At 70.5% G+C, this 22,788-nt stretch carries 21 protein-coding genes and 1 tRNA gene; 12 read left to right on the forward strand and 10 right to left on the reverse strand.

The features are described 5' to 3' along the window. Positions 1 to 61 precede the first annotated feature (61 nt). The 3 genes from eis to ACGFIE_RS03165 all read left to right on the forward strand — a co-directional run bounded on the left by eis (position 62) and on the right by ACGFIE_RS03165 (position 3,367). Positions 62 to 1,252: an enhanced intracellular survival protein Eis gene (gene eis, locus ACGFIE_RS03155; protein ID WP_393290452.1), complete on the forward strand. Its 1,191-nt coding sequence runs from the start codon at positions 62 to 64 to the stop codon at positions 1,250 to 1,252. Positions 1,253 to 1,306: 54 nt separating this feature from the next. Next, positions 1,307 to 2,056 carry a ZIP family zinc transporter gene (locus ACGFIE_RS03160; protein WP_363681245.1) on the forward strand — a complete coding sequence of 250 codons (750 nt, stop codon included), beginning with the start codon at positions 1,307 to 1,309 and terminating at the stop codon, positions 2,054 to 2,056. 117 nt (positions 2,057 to 2,173) lie between these two features. Further along, the gene (locus ACGFIE_RS03165) at positions 2,174 to 3,367 is read left to right on the forward strand and encodes a hypothetical protein (protein ID WP_393291265.1); all 1,194 of its coding nucleotides are present in this window, start codon (positions 2,174 to 2,176) and stop codon (positions 3,365 to 3,367) included. A 93-nt stretch (positions 3,368 to 3,460) separates the two neighbouring features. Here the strand turns inward: ACGFIE_RS03165 and ACGFIE_RS03170 are convergent, their stop codons facing one another. Beyond that, a complete protein-coding gene (locus tag ACGFIE_RS03170) occupies positions 3,461 to 4,543 on the reverse strand; it encodes an NAD-dependent epimerase/dehydratase family protein (protein ID WP_393290454.1) in 1,083 nt (360 codons plus the stop codon). Positions 4,544 to 4,756: 213 nt separating this feature from the next. On the opposite strand from ACGFIE_RS03170, the gene ACGFIE_RS03175 reads away from it, so the two are divergent. The 3 genes from ACGFIE_RS03175 (at position 4,757) to ACGFIE_RS03185 (ending at position 7,310) form a co-directional block, all read left to right on the forward strand. After that, a complete protein-coding gene (locus ACGFIE_RS03175; protein WP_393290456.1) occupies positions 4,757 to 5,611 on the forward strand; it encodes a helix-turn-helix domain-containing protein in 855 nt (284 codons plus the stop codon). 71 nt (positions 5,612 to 5,682) lie between these two features. After that, a complete protein-coding gene (locus ACGFIE_RS03180; protein ID WP_393290458.1) occupies positions 5,683 to 6,627 on the forward strand; it encodes an NADP-dependent oxidoreductase in 945 nt (314 codons plus the stop codon). 182 nt (positions 6,628 to 6,809) lie between these two features. Next, positions 6,810 to 7,310 carry a cupin domain-containing protein gene (locus ACGFIE_RS03185; protein ID WP_393290460.1) on the forward strand — a complete coding sequence of 167 codons (501 nt, stop codon included), beginning with the start codon at positions 6,810 to 6,812 and terminating at the stop codon, positions 7,308 to 7,310. An 82-nt stretch (positions 7,311 to 7,392) separates the two neighbouring features. Here ACGFIE_RS03185 and ACGFIE_RS03190 read toward each other — a convergent pair. Further along, positions 7,393 to 7,467 (reverse strand) — tRNA-Lys (locus ACGFIE_RS03190). Positions 7,468 to 7,734: 267 nt separating this feature from the next. Here ACGFIE_RS03190 and ACGFIE_RS03195 point away from each other — a divergent pair. Beyond that, on the forward strand, positions 7,735 to 8,739 hold the full coding sequence (locus tag ACGFIE_RS03195; RefSeq protein ID WP_393290462.1) for a hypothetical protein: 1,005 nt from the start codon (positions 7,735 to 7,737) through the stop codon (positions 8,737 to 8,739). Here ACGFIE_RS03195 and ACGFIE_RS03200 read toward each other — a convergent pair. Then, positions 8,718 to 9,065: a VOC family protein gene (locus ACGFIE_RS03200; RefSeq protein WP_393290464.1), complete on the reverse strand. Its 348-nt coding sequence runs from the start codon at positions 9,063 to 9,065 to the stop codon at positions 8,718 to 8,720. The two genes, ACGFIE_RS03195 and ACGFIE_RS03200, sit on opposite strands and share 22 nt — an antisense overlap. 462 nt (positions 9,066 to 9,527) lie before the next feature. On the opposite strand from ACGFIE_RS03200, the gene ACGFIE_RS03205 reads away from it, so the two are divergent. Then, positions 9,528 to 9,971, forward strand: coding sequence for a hypothetical protein (locus ACGFIE_RS03205; RefSeq protein ID WP_393290466.1), 444 nt, complete (start codon positions 9,528 to 9,530; stop codon positions 9,969 to 9,971). Between the two features lie 67 nt (positions 9,972 to 10,038). On the opposite strand, the gene ACGFIE_RS03210 is transcribed toward ACGFIE_RS03205, so the two are convergent. Genes ACGFIE_RS03210 through ACGFIE_RS03230 form a run of 5 tightly spaced genes read right to left on the reverse strand, consistent with a single transcriptional unit; the run spans position 10,039 to position 14,093 of the window. Further along, the gene (locus ACGFIE_RS03210) at positions 10,039 to 10,611 is read right to left on the reverse strand and encodes a hypothetical protein (RefSeq protein WP_393290468.1); all 573 of its coding nucleotides are present in this window, start codon (positions 10,609 to 10,611) and stop codon (positions 10,039 to 10,041) included. Beyond that, entirely contained in the window at positions 10,608 to 11,930 is a 1,323-nt protein-coding gene (locus tag ACGFIE_RS03215; protein WP_393290471.1) for a hypothetical protein, read from the reverse strand. Before ACGFIE_RS03215 ends, ACGFIE_RS03210 begins: the two co-directional genes overlap by 4 nt. Further along, positions 11,927 to 12,727: an ATP-binding cassette domain-containing protein gene (locus tag ACGFIE_RS03220; protein ID WP_393290472.1), complete on the reverse strand. Its 801-nt coding sequence runs from the start codon at positions 12,725 to 12,727 to the stop codon at positions 11,927 to 11,929. Before ACGFIE_RS03220 ends, ACGFIE_RS03215 begins: the two co-directional genes overlap by 4 nt. A gap of 11 nt (positions 12,728 to 12,738) precedes the next feature. Further along, positions 12,739 to 13,545, reverse strand: a complete 807-nt coding sequence (locus ACGFIE_RS03225) for a zf-HC2 domain-containing protein (RefSeq protein ID WP_393290474.1) — start codon at positions 13,543 to 13,545, stop codon at positions 12,739 to 12,741. Beyond that, positions 13,542 to 14,093, reverse strand: coding sequence for an RNA polymerase sigma factor (locus ACGFIE_RS03230; RefSeq protein WP_393290477.1), 552 nt, complete (start codon positions 14,091 to 14,093; stop codon positions 13,542 to 13,544). The genes ACGFIE_RS03225 and ACGFIE_RS03230 overlap by 4 nt, the downstream gene beginning before the upstream one ends. Positions 14,094 to 14,425: 332 nt before the next feature. On the opposite strand from ACGFIE_RS03230, the gene argS reads away from it, so the two are divergent. Continuing rightward, the gene (gene argS / locus ACGFIE_RS03235; protein ID WP_393290479.1) at positions 14,426 to 16,144 is read left to right on the forward strand and encodes an arginine--tRNA ligase; all 1,719 of its coding nucleotides are present in this window, start codon (positions 14,426 to 14,428) and stop codon (positions 16,142 to 16,144) included. A gap of 116 nt (positions 16,145 to 16,260) precedes the next feature. On the opposite strand, the gene ACGFIE_RS03240 is transcribed toward argS, so the two are convergent. Then, positions 16,261 to 16,872, reverse strand: a complete 612-nt coding sequence (locus tag ACGFIE_RS03240) for a dihydrofolate reductase family protein (RefSeq protein WP_393290482.1) — start codon at positions 16,870 to 16,872, stop codon at positions 16,261 to 16,263. A gap of 256 nt (positions 16,873 to 17,128) precedes the next feature. Here ACGFIE_RS03240 and ACGFIE_RS03245 point away from each other — a divergent pair, with 256 nt between their 5' ends. From ACGFIE_RS03245 to ACGFIE_RS03255, 3 genes are all read left to right on the forward strand, one after another. Next, positions 17,129 to 17,899, forward strand: a complete 771-nt coding sequence (locus ACGFIE_RS03245) for an IclR family transcriptional regulator (protein ID WP_393290484.1) — start codon at positions 17,129 to 17,131, stop codon at positions 17,897 to 17,899. Positions 17,900 to 18,300: 401 nt separating this feature from the next. Then, entirely contained in the window at positions 18,301 to 19,731 is a 1,431-nt protein-coding gene (locus ACGFIE_RS03250) for an extracellular solute-binding protein (RefSeq protein WP_393290486.1), read from the forward strand. Next, on the forward strand, positions 19,728 to 21,764 hold the full coding sequence (locus ACGFIE_RS03255) for an ABC transporter permease subunit (protein WP_393290487.1): 2,037 nt from the start codon (positions 19,728 to 19,730) through the stop codon (positions 21,762 to 21,764). Before ACGFIE_RS03250 ends, ACGFIE_RS03255 begins: the two co-directional genes overlap by 4 nt. Before the next feature lie 39 nt (positions 21,765 to 21,803). On the opposite strand, the gene ACGFIE_RS03260 is transcribed toward ACGFIE_RS03255, so the two are convergent. Further along, positions 21,804 to 22,754 carry a CDP-diacylglycerol diphosphatase gene (locus ACGFIE_RS03260; protein ID WP_393290489.1) on the reverse strand — a complete coding sequence of 317 codons (951 nt, stop codon included), beginning with the start codon at positions 22,752 to 22,754 and terminating at the stop codon, positions 21,804 to 21,806. Between the last annotated feature and the right edge of the window lie 34 nt (positions 22,755 to 22,788).

Here is a 22,788-nt window from a genome sequence, read left to right on the forward strand (position 1 = left end):
TGACACCACGGATCGGAGCAATCCGGTTGCTGGGACCTGCCTGGCAGGTTGAGATGGGCGGATGAGCATCCGACGGGTGACCGCCGACGAACGTCTCACCACGAGCTTCCCGCTTGCCGCGTACGCCTTCGAGGCATCGCCGCTCGGTGCCGCCCGGGTCGAGGAGTTCCGCGACTACCTGCCCTACAACCAGGGCAACCGGACGCTGATCGTGGAGGAGAACGGCACCACGCTGGCGTCCGCCTCGGCCATCGGCATGCGGCAGAACCTGCGCGGCGCGGTGCTGCCGATGGCAGGTGTCGCCGGGGTGGCCACCCATCCGCTGGCCCGCCGGCAGGGGCACGTCCGCACGCTGCTGCACCAACTCCTCGACGAGATGCGCGACGAGGGGCACCTGCTCAGCGCGCTCTACCCGTTCCGGCCCAGCTTCTACGCCCGGTTCGGCTACGTCGGGCTACCCAAGCCGCGTACGGTCGCGTTCTCCCCGGCCGACCTCGGGTCGCTGGTGCGCGCCGAGCTGCCCGGCGAGGTGGGCTGGGAGCGGATCGCCGCCGGTTATCCCACCTGGCGGGCGTTCACCGAACGGTGCCTCCAGACCCGGCACGGCTTCTCGGTGTTCCCGGACTACCGGGCAGCCGGCCTGCGGGACCGGGACGAGCACTGGCTGGTCACCGCTCGGGTGGCCGGCGAGGTCACCGGCGCTCTCACGTACCGGATCGACGAGCACGGCGGCACCCTGATCGGCAACGAACTGCTGGTCGCCGACCCCCTCGCCCGTACGCTGCTGCTCCAGTTCCTCGCCCGGCACGTCGACCAGGTCGAGCGCGTCACCGTCCAGGTCCCGCCGGACGAGTTGCCGGAGCTGTGGCTGACCGACCTGGACGTGCACGTCGAGGCGCGGGCGGGCCGACCGGGCTCGTCCGCCCCGATGGCCCGGCTGCTGTCGCTGGACGCGCTGCGCGGCCTGCCCGCCGGACCGGGTCGGGTCCGGGTCGAGCTGACCGGGGACCGGTGGCTGGCCGGCACGCACCTGCTCGACGGTACGACAGGGGCGTTGGAGCTGGTCGCCGGCGACAGCGGCCCGGCGCCGACGGCCACGTTGAGCGCGGCCGGGTTGTCCGCCCTGGCGTACGGGGTGCTGGACCCGGTCGAGCTGCCGTTGCGCGGGCTCGGCGACGTGCCGGCGGACGCCGCCACCGAGTTGCGCGGCCTCTTCCCGCGCCAGGTGCCGTACCTCTTCGCCGACTTCTGAGCCAGCCTCACATGCGGGTTTGTCAGCCCGGCCGGCGTGGGTACGGTCCGCGGAATGCCGGAGTGGTTGCAGGCGGGTGGATGGGGACTGCTGGCCGGGTCGGCCCTGCTGGTCGGGGCGGCGGTCGGCTTCTACGCCCGGGTGCCCCAGCGGATCATCGCGTCGATCATGGCGTTCGGGGCGGGGGTGCTGCTCTCCGCCGTGTCGTTCGAGCTGATCGCCGAGGCGCACGAGCAGGGCGGGATGCTGCCCACCGTGCTGGGCGCAACCGGGGGTGCGGTCGTCTACACCCTGGCCAACGTGGCCCTCGCCCGCCACGGTGCACGGCACCGCAAGCGGTCCGGTGACCAGCAGCCCTCCGAGGACGAGCAGCCCGGCTCCGGGTCGGCGCTCGCCGTCGGCGCGCTGCTCGACGGCGTACCGGAATCGGTGGTGATCGGCGCCAGCCTGCTCAGCGGCGGCGCGGTCAGCCTGGTCACCGTGGCGGCGGTGTTCCTCAGCAACGTTCCGGAGGGGCTGTCCAGCGCGGCCGGCATGCGCCAGGCCGGCCGCAGCCGGCGGTACGTCTTCCTGCTGTGGACCGGCATCGCGCTGATCAGCGGTGTGGCCGCGCTGGTCGGCAACACCCTGCTGGGCGGCGCGCCGCCGGAGGTGCTGGCCACCATCACGGCGCTGGCCGCCGGCGCGATCCTCGCCATGATCACCGACACGATGGTGCCGGAGGCGTTCGAGAACGCCCACCTGCTGGTCGGCCTCATCACTGTCGCCGGTTTCCTGACGGCCTTCGCGCTGTCCCACGCCTGAACGCGCCAGCCGCAGCCGCGAGGCGTCCCTGCGCGCGGCGTTGCTTAGCGGCGCATTAAGCCGGCACGGCGGATTCGTCGTGACGCCGTCGGGGCTCCTAACATCAGCCGGGTGCGCATGACGTCGCTTGCCGCCCTGCTCGTCCTCGGTGTCGCCACCGCGTCCCTGCCCGCCTGCGCGTCCGGCGACCCGGCCCCCGCCTTCCAACCCGGTTCGTCCGCCACGCCCGGGGCCCCGGCGACCGGCGACCAGGGCGTCGCACCGGCGGGCCGGGACGGTCTCGGTGGTCCCGGAGCGAGCGCGAGCCCGAAGCCGACCGCCCCGGCCGCCAAGGCGCTCGCGGCCGGCAACCCGAACGGCCACGCCAGCGTGCCGGCCGAGGCGCGCGCGGTGGACACGTCGAAGCCGACCCGGACCATCGGCACCGGCACCCCGGCGAGCTGCACCTCCGGGGCGGTGGTGAAGGCCGTTGCCGCCGGCGGCGTCATCACGTTCAACTGTGGACCGGCCCCGGTGACGATCAAGATGACCGCCACCGCGAAGGTGCGCAACGCCAACGGTCCGAAGGTGGTGCTCGACGGCGGCGGCAGGGTGACGCTGAGCGGCCAGGGGCAGCGCCGCATCCTCTACATGAACACCTGCGACGAGGCCCAGGGCTTCACCACCTCGCACTGCCAGAACCAGGACCACCCGCAGCTCACCGTGCAGAACCTGACCTTCGCCGACGGCAACTCCACAGGCGAGAAGGCCGAGGGCGGCGGCGGAGGCGCGATCTTCGTCCGTGGCGGCCGGCTCAAGGTGGTCAACTCGCGCTTCGTCCGCAACCGCTGCGACCGTACCGGCCCCGACCTGGGGGGCGCGGCCGTCCGGGTGCTGAGCCAGTACGAGAACAAGCCGGTGTACGTCGTGAGCAGCACCTTCGACGGTGGTTCCTGCTCCAACGGCGGGGCGCTGAGCAGCATCGGCGTGTCGTGGGTGGTGCTCAACAGCCTGCTGAAGAACAACGAGGCGATCGGCAGCGGCGCCAACCCGGCCAAGTCCGGCACGCCCGGTGGCGGCAGCGGCGGAGCGATCTACTGCGACGGCAACGAGTTCACCGTACGGATCGCCGGCACCGTCATCGAGAACAACAAGGCCAACGAGGGCGGTGGCGCGATCTTCTTCGTCAGCAACAACCGCACCGGCACGATGAAGATCGAGAACTCGACGCTGCGCCGCAACCCGAGCGGCAAGTTCGAGACCCCCGGCTACCGCGGCATCTTCTTCCTGGGCGCCCGCAACCCCGAGGTGATCGGCCCCAAGCCCGCCTGAACCGCCTGCCGCCGGTGCCGCGTGCCGTCGGTGAGCACGAGGTTCGGGTCACCGAGGCCGGGTTTCCTGACCCGAACCTCTTGATCACCCGCGTCAGTAAGGGTTCTTCTCGCCCGGCGGGTGGGCGTGCAGGAGGCCGCCGGGGCGGCCGGGCAGGGTGCGCGCCGCGGAGAGCGGCGGGCTGGCCGTGTGATCGCCACCGGCCATACCGGCGAACAACTCCTTGAGCGCGGTCAACGCGTCGATCTTGGGTACCCAACCCAGCTCGGTCTCTGCCCGCTCGCTGGACATCAGCGGCGCGTTCAGGCCCAACTCGACCCAGCCCGCGTCCACCGGTTGCAGCCGCGCCCGCCAGGTCAGCGCCGCCGCCACCCGCAGCACCGGCGCCGCGACCGGCACCGTCCAGCCGTGGAAGTGCCGAGCCACCAGCTCCGGACTCAGCACCGGGTCCGCGGCGAGATTGAACGCGCCGCGCGCATCACCCAGAACCGCCCGGGCGTACGCGTCAGCCACATCGTCGGCGTGCACCGCCTGCATCCGCAGCCTCGGGTTCGTCGGCACCAGCGGTATCCGGCCGAAGCGCAGCAACCGCACCGGCGCCAACGGGCCGAGAAAATAGCGGGTGATCTCCGTACCGGCGTCCCGCTGGAAGATCAGACCGGGCCGCAGTCGCACCACCCGCAGCGTGGGATGGTCCCGCTCCAGCCCGTCCAGCAGCGCCTCGACCTCCGCCTTGTGCTCGCTGTACGACGAGCCGGAGACCCCGGTGGCCGGCCACCGCTCGCTGATCGGGTGGTCCTTCGGGCCGGGCGCGTACGTGCCGACCGACGAGGCGTACACAAGTGCCGGCACCCCGGCCCGCACCACCGCCTCGAACACCGCCCGGCTGCCGTCGACGTTCGTCCGGCGCAGCACCCGCTGGTCGTGACTGGGCTGGATCTGCCAGGCCAGGTGCACCACCGCGTCCGCTCCCGCGAACACCTCGGCGAGCTGCCCCGAAGCTCCTGGCGCCCCGATGTCGCAGGAGTGCCACTCCACCTGGTCGTACGGCGTACCGGCATCCGGGCCGGGCAACCGCCGGACCACCCCGGCCAGCTCGACACCCCGCTCCCGGCGCAGCCGCCGCAGCACCGCCGTACCGACGTTGCCACTCGCCCCCACCACCACGATCCGCATGCCCGACCCCGTACCCGCCCAGCAGCCGGTCAACCGCCCTGCGCCGCGGGACGCTCTTGATCCACTCGGCTTACTGGAAGTCGGGGCATCCACGTGCGCGGGACGGCCCGACTTCCTGGAATCGGAGTCGATCAAGGCCGAGGGCCGAGCGGGTACTGACCGGGCGAGGAGCCGTCACCCGGGCTGTCCGGGCGGTCCGGGCACAATTGGGCTGTGGAACGTCACGAGTTCGGTGCCGCCGTGCGCCAGTTGCGGGAGAGTACGGCGCCTGCGGCTGTCGGGCTGCCGATCGGTCGCCGGCGGGTGCAGGGGTTGCGGCGGGAGGAGCTCGGCGAGCTGGCGGGGATGTCTGCGGATTACGTGCGCCGGTTGGAGCAGGGGCGCAGCCATCCGTCGGCCGGGGTGGTGAACGCCATCGCCCGTGCCTTACGGGTCGGGCGGGCGGAGTACGAGCGGCTCTGCGCGCTGGCCGGGTACGCCGCCGCGGACGGGCGGGTGCCGAACGAGGTCGGTCCGGGTGCGATGCGGCTGCTGGAGCGGTTCACTGACACTCCGATGTTCGTCTCCGACGCGGCGATGAATCTCGTCGCCGTGAACAGCGCGTTCCTGGCGCTGGGGCACTGGGACCTCACCGGGCAACCCTGGGAGTGGAACATCGCGTGGCGTACGTTCTGCGACCCGTTCGATGACTTCAAGCAATCCACCGATGACGCGACCGATCATGAAGCGATCCTCGCCGCCCGCCTGCAGAGCGCGCTGTTGCGCTACCCCGCCGACGCGTCGCTCGCCGCGCTGGTGGACGAGATGCGCAGCCGAAGCCGCCTGTTCGACACCCTGTGGCGTGCGCCGCGACCGGTGGCGGCCTACGAGAGCAGTGCCGCGTTCATTCATCCGGACGTCGGCGCCGTCACGCTCGTCGGCAGCCTGCTCGCCATTCCGGGCGACGATCTGACGGCTCTGCTGCTCACCGCGGCGCCCGGCTCGGCCGATGCGGCGCGTCTCACGGAGATCGTCGACGTCGCCGGGGAACCGACCATCATCAAGGTGGGCCAGCCCGGCCCAGGCTAACCGCGCCGGATCCTGTGAAGGTGAGTGACGTTCGAAGCACATCAACGGCGCTCACAGAGGCAGGTTCAGCAATGAAGGCAGTGCGTTTCCACGAGTTCGGCGGTCCTGAGGTTCTCCGCTACGAGGACGTCGAGCAGCCCACCCCCGGCGCCGGGCAGGTCCGGATCCGCGTCGCCGCGACGTCGTTCAACGGCGTCGACGGCAACATCCGGGCGGGCTACATGCAGGGCCCGATCCCGGTGGAGCTGCCGCACACTCCAGGTCTCGATGTCGCCGGCACGGTCGACGCGCTCGGTGACGGGGTGGACGACATCGCGGTCGGCGACCCGGTCGTCGGCTTCCTGCCGATGACGGGGACCGGGGCGGCCGCGGAGTATGTGATCGCGCCGGCGGAGATCCTGACGGGGGCACCAAGGAACATCCCGTTGGCCGACGCGGCGGCGTTCCCGCTGGTGGGCCTGACCGCGTGGCAGGCGCTGTTCGACCACGGCAAGCTGACCGCCGGTCAGCGGGTGCTGATCAACGGTGCCGGCGGAGCGGTCGGCGGTTACGCGGTGCAGCTGGCCAAGGAGGTCCGCGCCCACGTGATCGCCACGGCCAGCCCACGCAGCGCCGAGCGAGTCAAGGCTGCCGGCGCCGACGAGGTGATCGACCACACCACCACCGACGTGACCGCGGCGGTGACCGAGCCGGTCGACCTCGTACTCAACCTCGCGCCCGTCGCCCCGGAACAGCTGGCCGCGCTGGTCGCGCTGATCCGGGACGGCGGCACCCTGGTCAACACCACGGTCTGGATGCCGGCTCCCTCCGACGAGGCGCGCAATGTGCGCGGGATCGACCTGTTCGTCCGCAGCGACGCCGACCAACTCGCCGACCTGGCCGCTCGGATCAGCACCGGCGAGTTGCGCGTCGAGGTTGCCCAGCGGGTGGCGCTGGCCGACCTGCCCGCACTCCACACCCGGGCCGCCGCGGGTGAGCTGCCGGGCAAGGCCATCGTCCTTCCGCCCACTGCCTGACCCGCTCACCGGCGGATCAGTCATGTTCCGGGTTCTGATCCCGAGATCACCACGGCCGTAGCAGTCTCGGCCAGCAACGGGAAAGCGCGCGAGATGGCGGTGCTCTCCACGAGGATCAGACGAGTGGCGCCGCCGCCCGGCCGATCGAACCAACCGACCGCACACCCCAGGAGACGATCACGATGATTCCCGACGACGATCCCACTCGCTCGCTGACCGTGGCGAACCCCGACGATCCCGACACGACCTACATCTCCCTGGTGGGCAACACCTACGGCATGTTGATCACGGGCGAGCAGACCAACGGCGCGTACTGCCTCATCGACATGCGCGTCCCCGACGGCGGCGGACCGCCGCCGCACCGGCACGACTTCGAGGAGATGTTCACGATCCTTGAGGGCGAGATCGAGTTCACCTTCCGCGGCGAGAAGCACGTCGTGCGGGCCGGCTCCACGATCAACATCCCCGCCAACGCACCGCACAACTTCCGCAACACCTCCGGTGCGCCCGCCCACATGCTCTGTATGTGCACCCCGGCCGGGCAGGACGAGTACTTCACCCGCATCGGCGACGTCGTCGCGGGCAAGGACGCACCGGCGCCGCAGCTCACTCCGGACGAGCTCGCCGAACGCCGTCGCCGCGGTGCCGAGCTGGCCTCGACCTACCGCAGCGAGTTCCTGTGAACAGCCGGGGCACACTCGACCGCCATGGTCGGAGCACGCAGTGCCACCGGAGAAGTCTGCGTTCTCCCAGTTCACATGCGGTTGGTGGGCCGCCTGGGACTCGAACCCAGAACCTAAGGATTAAAAGTCCTCAGCTCTGCCATTGAGCTAACGGCCCGCTGCGCTTCAGGTTACCCGACCTCCTGTGCCCGGGTTGATGTCCGCCCCCGCCCAGACGAGCGATGCTGATCTACGCCCGCTGCGACTCCCGAGCCGTTCTGAGCGGCAGCCGCTCGCCCACCGACTCGGAGTCGCGGCGCATCGGGTGCACTGTTGGAGACCAGGGATCGACGACTCGCTTTCGGGCCCCACAGCGTATCGATCGAGCGGTAGCATCGCGCGTCGGAGCGCAGTGGTGCGGTGACAGAGGGAGCAACGAACCGTCATGTCCTTCGTGCCCCCACCGCCGACGAGCCGCCACTGGACCTTCACCGCCATCGCCACCGCGCTCGGCACGCCGGCTTTCGTGTGGGGCGTCGACCGGTTGTACCGGTCCACAGACCGGTGCCTGCGGGCGCACGGATCGTCGATGGGCGATCCGGAGGGCGATATTCCGGACGCGTGCTCGGGGACCAGCGCGCTCCTGACCCTGCTGGTGCTGATCGCCGGCGTCTACCTGGCGGCGACGGCGATCACCGGGTTGTGTGTGGGGATAGCGGAGGGGCGTCGCCGGCGCGGCTTCGGCCACCGGCGCTGGCTCACCGTCACCGTCGTCGGTGTCGCCGCTCCGTGGGCGCTGGCCACCTATGCCGTCGGCTACGGCATCGGCCGGCTGCTCCGGCCCCCGGCCGTCGACACCTCGTGGGCGGACGGTCGTGACGCCGCGCGTCGTACCCTCGAATTCCTTGCCCAGGGCGGGCAGCCGGGCGCTGTGCCCACGCCTGGATTCTTCGCCGAGGAGCCGGTCTACCTGGATGCCCGGCTGCACTACGCGCGGCACTACGGCGCAGCGGTCACCTACCAGCAGACCTCCGCGTTGGCGTTCGGGTCAACGGCCTTTGTCACCGGCGCCCTGCTCGCCAACGCCATCGGCAACAGCAACGCCCGCTCCCGGGCGGAACGCCTGGCCCGCCCACAGTGGCGCGACCACGAACTCACCCGGGTCGTGCTGACCCCTTCCAGGACCTGGTGCTACTCATTCGGACGGTGGCTGTCGTTCGACCACACCGGTGTCATCGAATACCACCTCGACGCGCACGGCGTGGTGCTGCTGTTCGCCGACAGCGAGCCGCTGCGCCTGAGCGGGCCGGCCGCCTGGCTGCACGCGGTCTTCTTCGCGTACTTCCGCTTCGGCGCCCCGGCACTGACCACTGCGACGTTCCTCCTGCCGATTCGTGCCGGGCAAGCCGCATCGCAAGCCGCGCCGGCTCAATCCGCATTCCGTGGCTGAGGCGAGGGCCGGGCGTGGACCAACGCGAACACGACCGGACGACGCACAGACAGTCCGGACCGCCAGGAGGCCCTCGAGCTCGGCGTCCTGATCGCGGTCGGTGGGTTGACGTCGATGTGCAGCCGGGCATAACCGTTTTTCGGACCGTCGTCGCGGATAAGGAAGATCGTCGGCTGCGGGCCGCCGAACCCTTCGCGCGGACCTATCTTGATGTAGACCGCCTCTTCGCGATCGAGCTCTACGAAGTCCAGGACCTCGCACCAGAACCGCGCCAGCACCTCGGGGTCGCGGCACTTGAGCACGATCTCGCCGATACGGCATGCCATTGACGAAACCTACTCTCAGCACGGGAACTGCCGGGGCGGCCTCACGTTGATCTCATGGGCTTCCCTGCAATTCGGCGGGGCGAGTTAGGGCGCGCGACGGCGGAAGTCACGCGCTGGTAGCTTGACGCGTCCTGCGAGAAGTGGAGTCTGTCCGTGCCCAGGATGGTGCTGCGTAGGTTGGTCGCGGTGGTGGCCGTCTCCATGGTGGCGGCGTGCGCTTCTTCAACGGCTCATCCGGCGGGTGGATCAACGGGCGAAGCGAAGCCGACGATGGGCTCGGCTACGAAGCCACCGCCCCCAGCTGTTCCGGCGACGGGCGGACCCGGGTACTCCGCGGCACTGTCCGCACGCTTGGTGGCCACGGAGTCGCTGCCGCCGGGATTCACTGTGGACATCGCGACTGTCATGGCGCGGGATGCTGGAGACAACCATTCCGGTGGGGACTCATCCTGTACGCCCGAGATGATCCCGCTGCTGTCTGCCCGTCGGCTGACCGGCACTCCGTCAGCGATCGCCGCAGCCACCCTGAGCTATGACGCGGGCCCCGATGACTTCTGGGTGGGCACCGAAGTCCTCAGGACCTACGCCGATGACGGTGCCCGACGAGCGATGGCCGACCTGCGGGCCTTCATCGACCGTTGTCCCACCGCTTCGCCGTCCGCCCAGGTCGGCGGCGGTAGCTACCGCTACGCATCGGCGCCAGGGCCTCGGTTGGGCGATGAGAGTGTCCACGTCAGCTGCACCGCGACGTCGGGCGCTGACGCACTGAAGTGCGACGTTCTGCTCGTCCGGATCGGAACCACTCTGGTGGTTGTCCAGGAGGAGAGCAACAAACCCGGCAACGACGAGCTTCTCACCCAGGTCGCCGAAGCAGCGCTGCACAGATACCAGTCGACCGAATCCTGAGCGCCGGCGGCGGCTGCGAGCGAGGCGGCAGAGCCGAATTCCAGGCAGCAGCGACTGGGCTCCGCCGTCACTCGCGTCGGGCGGGGCCTCGGAAGGCGTACGTCACAAGGCCCGTGACCGCCAGGACGGCCGCGACCATCGCCGCGGGACGGCTGGTGGCCGGCTGTCCCGGCCAGGTGGCGAGGGCGCCCCACGTGCTCGGCTGCGGGAACATGGCGGCGACGACCGCCCAGCCCAGGGGGAGGAACCAGGCGCGGGCCACGCCGGCGACCGTCGCGCAGAGTGCGGTGAGGCCCAGCAGGCCGGCGGAATCGCGGACCACAAGCGCGGCGGGGCCGAAACGGGCGCCGGTGGGCTGGGTGGCGAGCAGCACGACGAGTACGAGCGCCAGCGCGGCCAGCAGATGCACGGCTCGGCGCCACGGCCAGCGCAGTGCGGCGGTGCGTTCCAAGTCTTCGTCCGGGCCGGCCAGCGTGGTCGACAGGACCGCCACCATCAGCATGACCGTCAGTACGACGAGCAGGAGGATGGCGTCGCGCTCGATGGAGAGAGTCAGCCACAGCGCCCAGATCAGGGCTGCGCAGCCGACGGACGCGGCAAGTGCCAGGGGTACGCGTCGTGCGCGGAGGTGGAGGGTCATCGGGACAGCAGCCCGGTGGTGTCCCGGCAGGCCAGGATCGCGTCGCGTACCGCCGTCACGCGGGACAGCGCCTCCGGTGCGGGCAGCTTCTGCAGGCCCTGCCACAGCGTGACCGCCTCGGCGTTGAGCTGCGGATCCTCCTCGATCATCCCGGGGATGACACCGACGTCGGAGACCGGCTCGCGGCCGAGCAGGTGGTAGGCGGCGGCCCGTTCGACAGCCGCGTCGCGCTCGCAGTCCGGGCCGCCGTATCCGGCGCCCAGGCCGAACACCATCTGGGGGACCACCGCGTCGGGGTGGGCCAGGCCGCCGTGGTCGTCGATCCGGACGTCGATCGTGACGATGTCGGCGTCGCGGCCGGGCACGTCCCCAATGAGGTAGGCACGCCTGTCCTCGTGCGCCTGCGTGGGGGCGTCCGGCATCTTGGCAAGGACGGCCAGGCCCTGGCGGGCGAGTGGGGTCAGCGCGTCCAGCACGTTCGCGTTGACCCGGGTGACGCAGACCTTCGGCGCGTCGTCGGTGCAGACGAGTTCGCGGGCGACCGGGTCGATCGGTGCGACGAGGGCTGCCTCGTCGCGGGGGACGATCGCCGCCGCGGCGCCGAAGCCGAGCAGCACCGGCAGCGCGGCGGCCGCGAAGGCCCGGGGGCCTTTGGCGACCAGCAGCAGTACGCCGGTCAGCGCGAGCCCGCCCATGAAGATGGCGAGTACGGCGGTGACACGTGGGTCGATGGTCTGGAACGGGTAGAACGGGGTGCTGCCGTAGGCGGGGGACATGATCGCGCCCATCCAGTCCGGCCGCATGATCGCGGTGAAGAAGACAAGCAGCACACCTGCCACGGCGAGCACGGGGGCGGTCACCAGGGCGGGCAGCAGTCGCCCGATACCCAGTCCGAGCCAGGCCGCCGCGGCCAGGGAGAGCGCGCCGACAAGCGCGATGGCGACCACGTCCGGCGGGAAGTACGCGGCGGTCGAGGCGATCCGCATGCCGCCCGCGCCGAGCACGAGCAGGAAGGCGAGCCCGACCGAGGCCCCCATCGCGACGAGGACCGGCAGCATCCGACGGGCGCGGGACCGGGGTGTGGTGGCGAACAGTTCGCCGACCTTGGCCCGGTGCTCGCGGCGGCCCTGCCACGCTCCGGCGGCCAGCGCGATCGGCCAGAGCAGGATCATGTACTCCTTCGTGGTCAGCGTGAGGTCCATCCAGCCCGCCGACCAGCGTCCCGGTGCGAGGTAGAGGGCGGCGACGCCGACAGCCAACGCGATCAGGGCCGCGCCGGCCGCGGCGGAGCGCCGCAGTTCGATCCCGAGGACGCTCATCGGACGACCTCCGCGTCGTGGCCGCGGAGCAGCGCCGAGTAGCCGCGTTCGGCGGGGCTGTCACCCGGGTGGCGTTCGTCGCCCTGGGCGGCCAGGGCGGTGGGTGTGCCCTGCCACACCAGCCGGCCCTCGTTGATCAGCACGACCTCGGTGCAGGCGGCGACCACGTCCTCGACGAGGTGGGTGGAGACCAGCACGCAGGCGTCCGTGCCCAGGTCACGCAACAGCTCGCGCAGGTCGAGGCGCTGTTCGGGGTCGAGGCCGACGGTCGGCTCGTCCAGCAGCAGCACCTGCGGGTCGTTGACGATGGCCTGGGCGACGCCGGCCCGGCGCAGCATCCCGCCGGAGAGTGTCCTGAGGCGGGCGTCGGCCTTGGCGCTGAGCCCGACGCGGTCGATCGCGCGCTGCGTGGCCGCCGGGATGTCGGGCTTCGGCATCTCCTTCAACCAGGCCAGGTACGACACGAACTCACGCACGGTGAACCGCGGGTAGTAGCCGAAGTGCTGCGGGAGGTAGCCCAGGGATCGGCGGGCCTGGCGCAGATCCGCGCGACCGTCGACCGAACTGCCGAGCACTGTGAGTCGACCTCCGGCCGGCTTGAGGACCGTGGCGAGGGCACGCATCAGCGTCGTCTTGCCCGCCCCGTTGCGCCCCAGCAGGCCGTGGACGCCGGCGCCCAGGCTCAGGTCGAGCCCGTCGACGGCCAGGTGGCGGCCGGCCCGCACCTTCAGGGCTTCGGCGTGGACGGCCCAGGGGTGGATGGTGGGGGCCGTTTCGGCAGTGCTCACCGCTCGCATGGTGGTTCCCTTCAGAACGAGGTGAGGCGCCGGAAGCTGTTGGCGCGCAGGACGGTCAGGGCGGCCAGCACGGCAGTGACGATGGCCCACCCGCCGGTGGCCGTGGGCCGCAGGAGCACCGGCAGTTCGGCGGTGGCGAGGCTGGGCGCGACCACGGCGGCGGCCCAGGCCGCCATCAGACCGATCGCGGCGCGGCGGACACCGACGAGGGAGCCGAGCAGCAGCGTCGCGGCGGTGAAGGCCAGGCAGGGCAGCAGCAGCAGCGCGGGGTTCGCCCGGCCGGGCCCGAGGGCGGCGAACGCGGCGAGCACCGGGATCACAAGAACGAGCACCGCCGCGGTACGTCGTAGCAGCATCGTCAGACCGGCCGAGGGGGTGCCGATGACAAGCTCCCAGGCCGGGTCGCCGCGTCTGCTCCAGGCGGCCGCGACTCCGGGCAGCGGCGCCAGGGGCGCGAGCAGCAACACGATCGACGGCAACTCGGACAGGGAGTACGAGAGCAGGGTCGCGGTGCCGAGCACGCCGGCGGTCATGGCGACCCACGGCAGCAGCGCGGCCACGAACCAGCGCTGCCGCACCGGCGTACGGAAGAGGGTCCTGGATCGTGGGGTGGGGCCGGCGGCGATCGCGCTGTCGACGGCTGCCGCGACCTCGGCGATCAGGGCGCGCGACTCGGCAGTGGTGCTGCCGGCCAGGCGGGCGCGGCAGTCGGCGCAGCTCTCCAGGTGCACCTCGATGGACCAGACGGTCGCCTCGTCGAGGCCGGCGTCGCCGTCGGCGTAGCGGTCGATCTCGTTCAGGGTGGGATGGACTGTCATGACAGGGCCTCCCGCAGGACGATCCGGGCGCGGCGGATCCGGGACTTGACGGTGTTCTCGGGTACGCCCAGCAGCACTGACGTCTCGCGGACGGTGAACCCGTCGAGGACTGTTGCCCGCAGCACCGCGCGGACCTCGGGCGGCAGCACGGCGAGGGCCTGTTCGAGTTCCTGCCCGACCCGGCCGGCAAGCACCTCGTCCTCGGCGGCGGGCACGACCGTCTCGACCGGGTGCACCTGCGGCATCCGGGCCTGCCGGGCGCGACGGCGGAACGCGTCGACCAGGCGGTGCGCGGCGATGGTCCACAACCAGCCGACGGCGCTGCCACTGACCTGGTCGCCGGCGAAGCTGCCAGCCGCCCGCCAGAGGGTCAGGTAGGTCTCCTGGAGGACGTCGGCGACCACGTCCGGGTCGGCGCAACGACGCCGGAGCCGCACCTCCAGCCAGGGTGCGGTACGCCGGTAGAGCTCGTCGAAGGCCCGCCGGTCACCGCGGCCCACGCGGCGCACGAGTTCCTGCTCGTCGGCCGCGTCCAGACTTCGTCTCACACGGGGTAAGACGACGACTCCCTCGCGATCGGGTCCCACATCGGTGTGACAGCCGTCACTCCCGTCGCCCGGTCGGGCGGCAATTCCGTTGCCCGGTCCCCGGATCGGCTGGTTAGGTTAGCGGCATGCCCAGCTCGTACGCGTTCCCGACGGCGTCCCCTGACGTCCTGCTCGGCGCGCTGCGACGCCGGCGGTCCTGCGACCGCCCGCGCTGAGCGCTCCTCACCTGCGACCGGCGGATCGAGCCGCCGGTCACCGCCGATCGTCCCGGTCCGCCCGCATCCCCTTTCGGTGATCCGCGAGCGACGGATCCGAGCGAGATCGGCGTACCCATGGATCTGGAGAATCTGCTTACCGACCGGCTGGCGCCGGCGTTCGCGACGGTGGCCGGCGTGCCTGTCGACCCGGTCGTGCGGCGGTCTCAGCGCGCGGACTTCCAGTCCGACGCGGCGCTGGCGTTGGCCCGGCGGCTCGGCCGGCCGCCGCGCGACATCGCCGCGCAGGTGTTGGAGCACGCCGAGTTGGCCGACCTGTGCAGCAGGGCAGAGGTCTCCGGGCCGGGCTTTCTCAACCTGACCGTCGCCGATCGGACGCTGGCGGGTCTGATCACCGCGCTCGCCGCCGACAGGCGGTTGGGCGTGCCGGTGACGGCCGAGCCGGAGACGGTGGTGGTCGACTACTCGGCGCCGAACGTGGCGAAGGAGATGCACGTCGGGCACCTGCGCTCGACGGTGATCGGCGACGCGGCGGCCCGGCTTCTGGAATGGCTGGGGCACCGGGTGGTGCGGGCCAATCACCTGGGCGACTGGGGCACGCCCTTCGGCATGCTGATCGAGCATCTGGCCGATCTGGGCGAGGCCGAGGCCGCGCAGGAGCTGTCCATGGGGGACCTGGACTCGTTCTACAAGACGGCTCGGGCGAAGTTCGACGCCGACGAGGCGTTCGCCGAGCGGTCCCGGCGGCGGGTGGTGGCTCTGCAGGGCGGCGACCCGGTGACGCGGCGGCTGTGGCGGCTGCTGGTGGAGCAGTCCGAGCGGTACTTCATGACCGTGTACGACATGCTCGACGTGACCCTGACCGAGCGGGACTTCCATGGCGAGAGCAGCTACAACGACCTGCTCGGGCCGGTGGTCGAGGAGCTGGACCGGCTCGGGCTGGTGCGGGAGAGCGGGGGCGCGGCCTGCGTGTTCCCGCCCGGCGTGATCGGACGGGACGGCGAGCCGCTGCCGCTGATCGTGCGCAAGTCCGACCGCGGGTACGGCTACGCGGCGACCGACCTGGCGGCGATCCGGCAGCGGACCGGCGCGCTCGGCGCGACCCGCCTGCTCTACGTGGTGGGGCTGCCGCAACGGCGGCACTTCGAGATGGTGTACGCCGTCGCCGCGCAGGCCGGGTGGCTGGCGCCGCCGACCCGCGCCGAGCACGTCGGGTTCGGCTCGATCCTCGGGTCGGACGGGCGAATGTTGCGCAGCCGGGCCGGCGGGTCGGTGAAACTGGTCGGGCTGCTGGAGGAGGCCATCTCCCGGGCGACCGCGCTGGCCCGGGAGCGGAATCCGGAGCTGGGTGCGGCGGAGGCGGCCGAGGTGGGCCGGGCGGTCGGCATCGGCGCGATCAAGTACGCCGACCTGTCCAACGACCGGCACCGGGACTACGTGCTCGACTGGGAGCGGATGCTGGCGTTGGACGGCAACACCGCGCCCTACCTCCAGTACGCGTACTCCCGGATCCGGTCCATCTTCCGGCGGGCCGGGTTGGCGGCCCGGCTCGACGCGGCCGTCTCGCTCGCCGAGCCGGCGGAGCGGGCGCTGGCCTTCGAACTGGTCGGCTTCGGCCGGGTGGTCGGCGAGGTGGCTGACAATCTGGAGTTTCATCACCTCGCCGGCCACCTGTACCGACTGGCCGCCGCGTTCAGCACGTTCTACGAGAGGTGCCCGGTGCTGCGGGCCGAGGGACCGGTCCGGGAGAGCCGACTGGTGCTCTGCGACCTGACCGCACGAATGCTCGAGCAGGGGCTCTACCTGCTCGGCATTCGGACTCCCGAACGGTTGTGACTCGGCGAGCCCGTGTCAGTCGAGCCCGTCCACTCCGGTCGAGAGCCGAATGGCCGGGCCTGCACGTCGGCCAGGTCAGGGTGGACCGGGACGGCGTGGACGGGATGTGCCACCGGTCATGCGGAGTCGGTTCCGGTCGACGTGCGGGCGTAGGTCAGGAACAGCGCGCCGCTGTCGAGGACCGTGTGCTCGGTCAGGTGCCAGGTACGTGGAGCGAAGATGGCGTCGCGGCCGAACAGCGGAATGCCGGTGCCGACGGTCAACGGAGCGAGCTTCACGATCAGCTGGTCGATCTCGGGATAGAGGGCGCCGGCCAGGGTGCCGCCGCCGATCACCCAGATGTCCTTGCCGTCGTGCCGCTTCAGTTCCCGTACGGTGGCGATCGGGTCCTCGGACACGACCTCGACGGCCGGGTCGGGGCTCCCGTCCATCGTGCGCGAGAAGACCAGGTGGCGCAGGTGCGGGTAGGCGTCGGACACACCGGCCTGCAACCCCACCTCGTAGGAGTGGCGCCCTTCCAGAACGGTGTCGAACCGGCTGCCCTCGTCGGTGATGCCGAACGCCTGCCTCGCCGCTCCGGGCAGGGTTTCCGGATATTCGGCGACGAGGTGGCGCAGGTAGTCGTCCGGAATCGGCCAGAACCCACCCGGGCCGGTGGGGTCGGCACCGTCGGGACCGGCGATGAAGCCGTCCAGGGTGGAGGCGATGTAATACACGAGCTTGCGCACGACCATCTCCCTGCTCGAGTCACCCGGATGGCACCCGCGGCCTGCGCGGAGACGTCCGGACTACAAGATCAATCCCTGTAGCTTGTCAGGTGCGGCTCAGGCATGTCGACTTCGACGTCGCCTTCAGCCAGCTGCGGGCCGCGACCCCGAGATGCCAGCAACGACCTGAGCCGAAGCCGACGTGGCTATCCTCTTCAGGTGCTGGTCCGTGTGGAGATCGTTAGCACGCGTCCGGCACTGCGAAGGGACTTTCGACATGCCCCGTGTCGTACCGGCAGTCATCCGCGCACTCGACGTCCTCGAACTGTTCCTGGACTGCCCCCAACTGTCGGCCCGTCAGGTGATGGAGCGACTCGACCTGCCCCGCACCACGGTCCACGAGCTGCTCGTCACGCTCGAGGCTCGCTCGTACCTGATCTCCGTACCGGGCCAGCCGGTGCAGTATCGGCTCGGTATGCCGCTCTTCCAGCTGGGCGCGGCGTTCGCCGGCCGGCTTGACCTGGTACGCGAGGCGCAGGGGGTCGCCCGGGACGTGGCATCGAAGTGTGACGAGGCGGTGCACGTGGCCGTGCTGGACCGTGCCGATGTCATCTACCTCGTCAAGTTCGACAGCACGCACCCCGTCCGGATGGTCTCCGGTGTCGGGCTGCGGCTGCCGGCCCACTGCACGGCGGTCGGCAAGGTGCTGCTGTCGGCCCTCGATCAGGCGGACCTGGATGCCGTCCTGTCGAAGGACGCTCTGCCGGGGATGACGCCGGACAGCATCACCGACCCGGACCTTCTCCGCGCGCATCTCGAACGCGTCCGGGTGGAGGGCGTCGCTGTCGATGTCGGCGAGTCGGACAGCGCGATGCGCTGCGTCGCGGCGGCGATCCGGGACCATTCGGGTGCCGTCATCGCAGCGATGAGCCTGTCCGCGCCGATCATTCGCTGGACGTCTCAGGTGCAGATGGAGTGGACCGGACTGGTTCGCGAGGGCGCGGCCGCGCTGTCCGCCCGCATGGGCTACCGGGCCCAGCCTCGATAGCCGGCCTCCTGTTTTCGGCTCGAAACGCCATCGAAACATTGACATTTCTCACGATGCTGCTCTAGCGTCGCGACCACTCGATCCGGTATCTCGAACTCAGTTCGAAATCTCGAACGGCGGTGGTCCCGTGACCCGACCGAACTGGAACGCCAGAGGCACCCCCTCGGCCCGGTCGCCGATCGCCTCGACCTCGTCGCGCTACCCGGCGAGCGGCACGCGGATTCTCCCGCGCGCCGTCGCAACCCCGCCAACTCCCCCGACGGGTTTGCGAACGCACTGATCTGTGCGGGCGGCCCGTTCGTGGTCGCCGCACGAGACACACCTGGAACACAAGGATCGCGGTGTTCGTCAGGCACGCCTTCGGCGTGCAGTGGTGCGGGACTCTGAGGAGGCGAATGTCCATGGAGAAGAATCCAGCCTGGTCTCGACGCGGCTTTCTGGGGATGGGAGCGGGGGTGCTCGGCGCGGCCGGTCTGGCCGCGTGCGGGGGCAGCTCCGACTCGCCCAGCAAGGTGCAGCCCGAAGTTCCACAGGAGCTCATCGACGCCGCGTCGTCGATGAAGGGCTCCTCGATGGGGATGCTGTCGCAGAAGCTGTACTCGACTGCGGCGAACGAGGCCCTCGACAGCTCGATCAAGAAGTTCGCGGACACCACCGGAACGAAGATCGAGAACAGTCTGGTCCAGGCCGACGCCGGTGACGTGGTGGCCAAGATCGACGCCGAGGTCAAGGGCAGCGTGGCGCGCGACCTGGCGTTCATGACCGACTCGCGGTTCGTCGCGCAGTTCCAGGCGCTCGGCGACCTGGAGGACGTGACGGACGTCGTCCAGGCCCTGACCGCCAAGTACGGCCAACCCTCCGCCGAGGCGACGAACTACTGCGTCTTCGACGGCAAGTGGTTCGCCATCCCGTACCACTTCATCGGGATCGGGTCGTTCCTGCGCAAGGACTGGATGCAGGACAAGGGCATCTCCCCCAAGGACATCTACAGCTGGGAGGAGCTGCGGGACCTGTGCCTGGAGATCTCCGATCCGACCAAGCGCCGGTTCGGCTGGGGCATGACTGTGAACCGGTCCGGTGACGGCAACGGCATGATCGAGGCGCTCATCAACGCCTACGGCGGCTCGATCGCCTCCAACGACGGCCGGAAGGTCACGTTCAACTCCCCCGAGACCGTGCAGGCGGTGACCTTCCTGGGCGACATCTACACCAACTCCAAGTACAAGCCGATGCTGCCACCGGGGATCGCGAGCTGGACCGACACCAGCAACAACGAGAACTGGCTCGCGGGCATTCTCGGTTACACCCGCAACCAGTTCAGCGTCTACGCGGACTCGCGGACCAAGAAGAACCCGGTGCACGCGAACACCCACGTGTTCTCCGACTGCATCGGGCCGGCGACGAACAATCCCCTGCTGCTCGGCCAGTCGCAGGGCTTCGTCGTCTTCAAGGGCGCCAAGAACCCGGCACTCGCCAAGCTCCTGGCGCAGTACCTGGTCAGCGCGCCCGCGCTGCTCGGGGTGGCGAAGGAGGCACCCGGTCTGGTGATGCCCGCCTGGGAGAAGGTCTGGGACGCCGACCCGTTCTTCACGAGCGGCGACCCGGCGTTCCCCATGCTGCGCAGGATCACCGAACTGAAGCTGCCGCTGAACACGAAGAACGGCCTGACCTTCCCGCAGAAGGCCAGCGCGGGCCAGCAGGCGGTGGGGTCGGCCTACGTGCTCACCGACATGATGCAGCGGGTCGTCCAGGGCACCGCGCCGGCGCAGGCCGTGGCGGACGCCCACGCGAAGATGGTGCAGATCTTCAACCAGCAGGGGCTGCGGCAGTGAGCTCGGTCCGTCACGCACGGGTCCCGGCGGCGCGGAAGTCCCCGCCGTCGGGACCCGGCTCTCTCACGGCGGTCCAGCGGCGGCTGGGGCGGGACTGGCGGCTGGCCGCGCTGTTCCTGGCACCGATGGCCGTGCTTGTCGGCGGGCTCGTCCTCGTGCCGATCGCCCGGTCGATCATCACCAGCACCACCGAACGGCACGGGCCGGACACCGTGTTCGTCGGCCTGGACAACTACCTCGCGCTCGTCGGCGACGACCAGTTCCACACCGGCGTGGTGAACTCGTTCGTCTTCACCGCGTACGCCGAGGTCTTCAAGGTCGTGTTGGGGTTGGCCGCGGCCCTGCTGCTGCACCAGCGACGCCGCGGGCGTGCGGTGCTGGCCGGGCTGCTCCTGGTGCCGTGGGTGGTGCCGACGGTGGTGACGGCGTTCAGCTGGCGCGCGCTGCTCGACCCCATCTTCGGCAGCGTCAACACGCTGCTCACCGCCACCGGGATCGGGCCGCTGCTCGCCGACGCGCACCTGGTCGACAGTTGGCCCGCGGGCTGGCTGTCCGATCCGTCGCTGGCCATGCCCTCGGTGATCCTCGTGAACGTCTGGAAGGGCGTGCCGTTCTTCACCGTGTGTTTCCTCGCGGGGTTGAAGGCCATCCCGGCGGACCTGTACGAGGCGGCGACGATCGACGGCGCCTCGTCCTGGCGGCGGTTCGCCCACGTGACGCTGCCCGGACTGCGCCACGTGATCACCGTGACGGTGACCCTGTCGTCGATCTGGACGTTCAACAACTTCGACCTCGTCTGGTTGCTGACCCAGGGCGGCCCGGGTGACGTGACAGCGCCGTACGTGCTCGTCGCGTACTCGAAGGCGATCCTGCAGTTGCAGTACGGCGCCGGCGCGGCCGTCACGCTCGTCATGCTGCCGGTCATCGGCGGCCTGGTGTTCGTCCTGGTGCGGTTGCTGCGTCAGGACAGCGGCGTCAGGCTGCCCGGACGACGTCGGGCAACGCGGTGGATCGGCACGCGGAGCTGGGCCGCACCGGCGCGCAGGGCGCTGCCGTGGGTCGTCACCGCGGTGGTGACCGGTCTGCTGGCCTGGGCATCTCCGCAGATCTTCTGGAAGGCGGCGGTGGTCCTCGGGGTGATCCTGCTGATCGCGGCGGGGGTCGGCCGGGTGGTCTCGGCCCTCTCGTCGCGGGGCGGTCGCCGGTCGTCGTCGGTGGTGTCGGGCCTGGGATCCGGTGTCGCGCTGGCCGGGTTGCTCTTCTTCGTGCTGGGCCCGCTGTACTGGATAGCCGTCACGGCCTTCAAGTCCGAGGGCCAGGTCGTCATGCGTACCGACGATCTGTGGCCGACGCCGTGGACCCTGGAGCAGTTCGGCGCCCTGTTCGACAACCAGCCGTTCGGCCGCTGGTACCTCAACACGCTGCTGGTGTCCGCGGCGTCCACGGCGGTGGCCCTTGTCTGCGCCGCCCTGGCGGGCTACGCGCTGGCCCGACTGCGGTTCCGGGGGGCGCAGGGCTTCACCGTCACGGTGCTGCTCACCTACGTGATGCCGGGCGCGCTGCTGTTCATCCCGCTTTACCAGATGCTCATCGGCGCGCGCCTCACCGACTCGTTGTGGTCCCTGGTGGTGACCTACCCGACCTTCACGCTGCCGTTCGCCACCTGGCTGCTGGTGGGGTACTTCTCGTCGATCCCCGTCGAACTGGAGGAGGCCGCGCTCGTCGACGGCTGCAGCCGCCTCCAGGCGTTCGGCCGGGTGGTGCTGCCGCTGGCCAAGCCCGGGCTGCTGGCGGTGGCGCTCTTCACCCTGACCAACGCCTGGAACGAGTTCCTCTTCGCGTTCGTGTTCATCACGAAGGACGAGTACAAGACGCTGCCGGTGGGGATGCAGTCGATGATCGCCGGGGACGTCGTTCCGCAGGGACAACTCGCCGCGGCGTCGCTGCTCGTCAGCATCCCCGTGGTCATCATGTACGCGCTCGGGCAGCGCTTCCTCACCGAAGGGCTCACTGCCGGCGCGGTGAAGGGCTGACCGGGTACGTCCGGTCACGAGCGTAGGCGCGGACGGGCATCAGGTGTACGCGAGCAGGAAGTCCACGGTGCCCGTACCGCCCGGCTGGCCGGGCGGCGTCTGAAGAGCGGGTTCGCTGTTCAGGACATAGAACCCGCCGTTACCGACCAGGCGAGGGGTGACTGTCAGCGCCTGGTCGGCCATGTTCGCCCCGGTCGGTAGCACTACGCTGTCGCGCAGCCGCATGAACAGGTTGGGGTTGTTCAGGTTCGAGACGTGGAGTACCCGGTATGAGCGGGGCGCCGGCATCCCCGTACTCGTCAGGCCCCAGATGGGAACGATCTGGTTTCGCCAGTTTGCCGGGTTGTTGGTGATCGAGTTGTCGTAGGCGTTGAGCTGGGTCTGGATGCCACTGTGGATGCCCGCCAGGTGGATGTGTAGTTGGTCCTGGTCTCGGGTGTTGGCCGAATTGACCCCCAGACCGATGTTCGGGTAGACGACATGCGAGGGTTGGCCGGGTTGGGCGTTGATCCATGCGTCCAGCCAGTAGTTGGGTGCGGCGGCGGTCGCGATGAACGGGCACTCGATGCCACTCACCCGGCAGGTCGGCAGCAGCAGGAAGTTGTGACTGTTCTGCGGCATGCCGTTCAGCACCACATAGTCGGACGTCGTCCGCAGGCAGTTGGTCGGTGGCGTGGTCCTCGTGCCCAGGCAGACCTGCACTTTGTCCCAGAGTTCGTACCTGCCGCCGGACTGGCTCGGAAAGCCGCACAGGGCCGACGGCGTCGGGCAGGTGGCTCCGCCCGGGTCAGGCGGGGAGGGCTCGGGGCCCTGCCCACCGTCGGCCATCCCGCCGTCCGCCCCGGCCAGCGCCAGAAGTCCGGCGGCACCGGTTACCCCCGACAGCTTGACGAACTGGCGTCGATACATCGGATCGGCCCGTTTGTTACCGCTCACGGTCACCCTCCGCCACTCCGGTCCAAGGCCCCTGCCGCTCTCCAGCCCGGACACCAGTGGCAGGAATTCGGACTTGCAGGGCGGAACG

The organism is Micromonospora sp. NPDC049275, assembly GCF_043197115.1.
In the GTDB taxonomy this organism is placed as follows: domain Bacteria; phylum Actinomycetota; class Actinomycetes; order Mycobacteriales; family Micromonosporaceae; genus Micromonospora.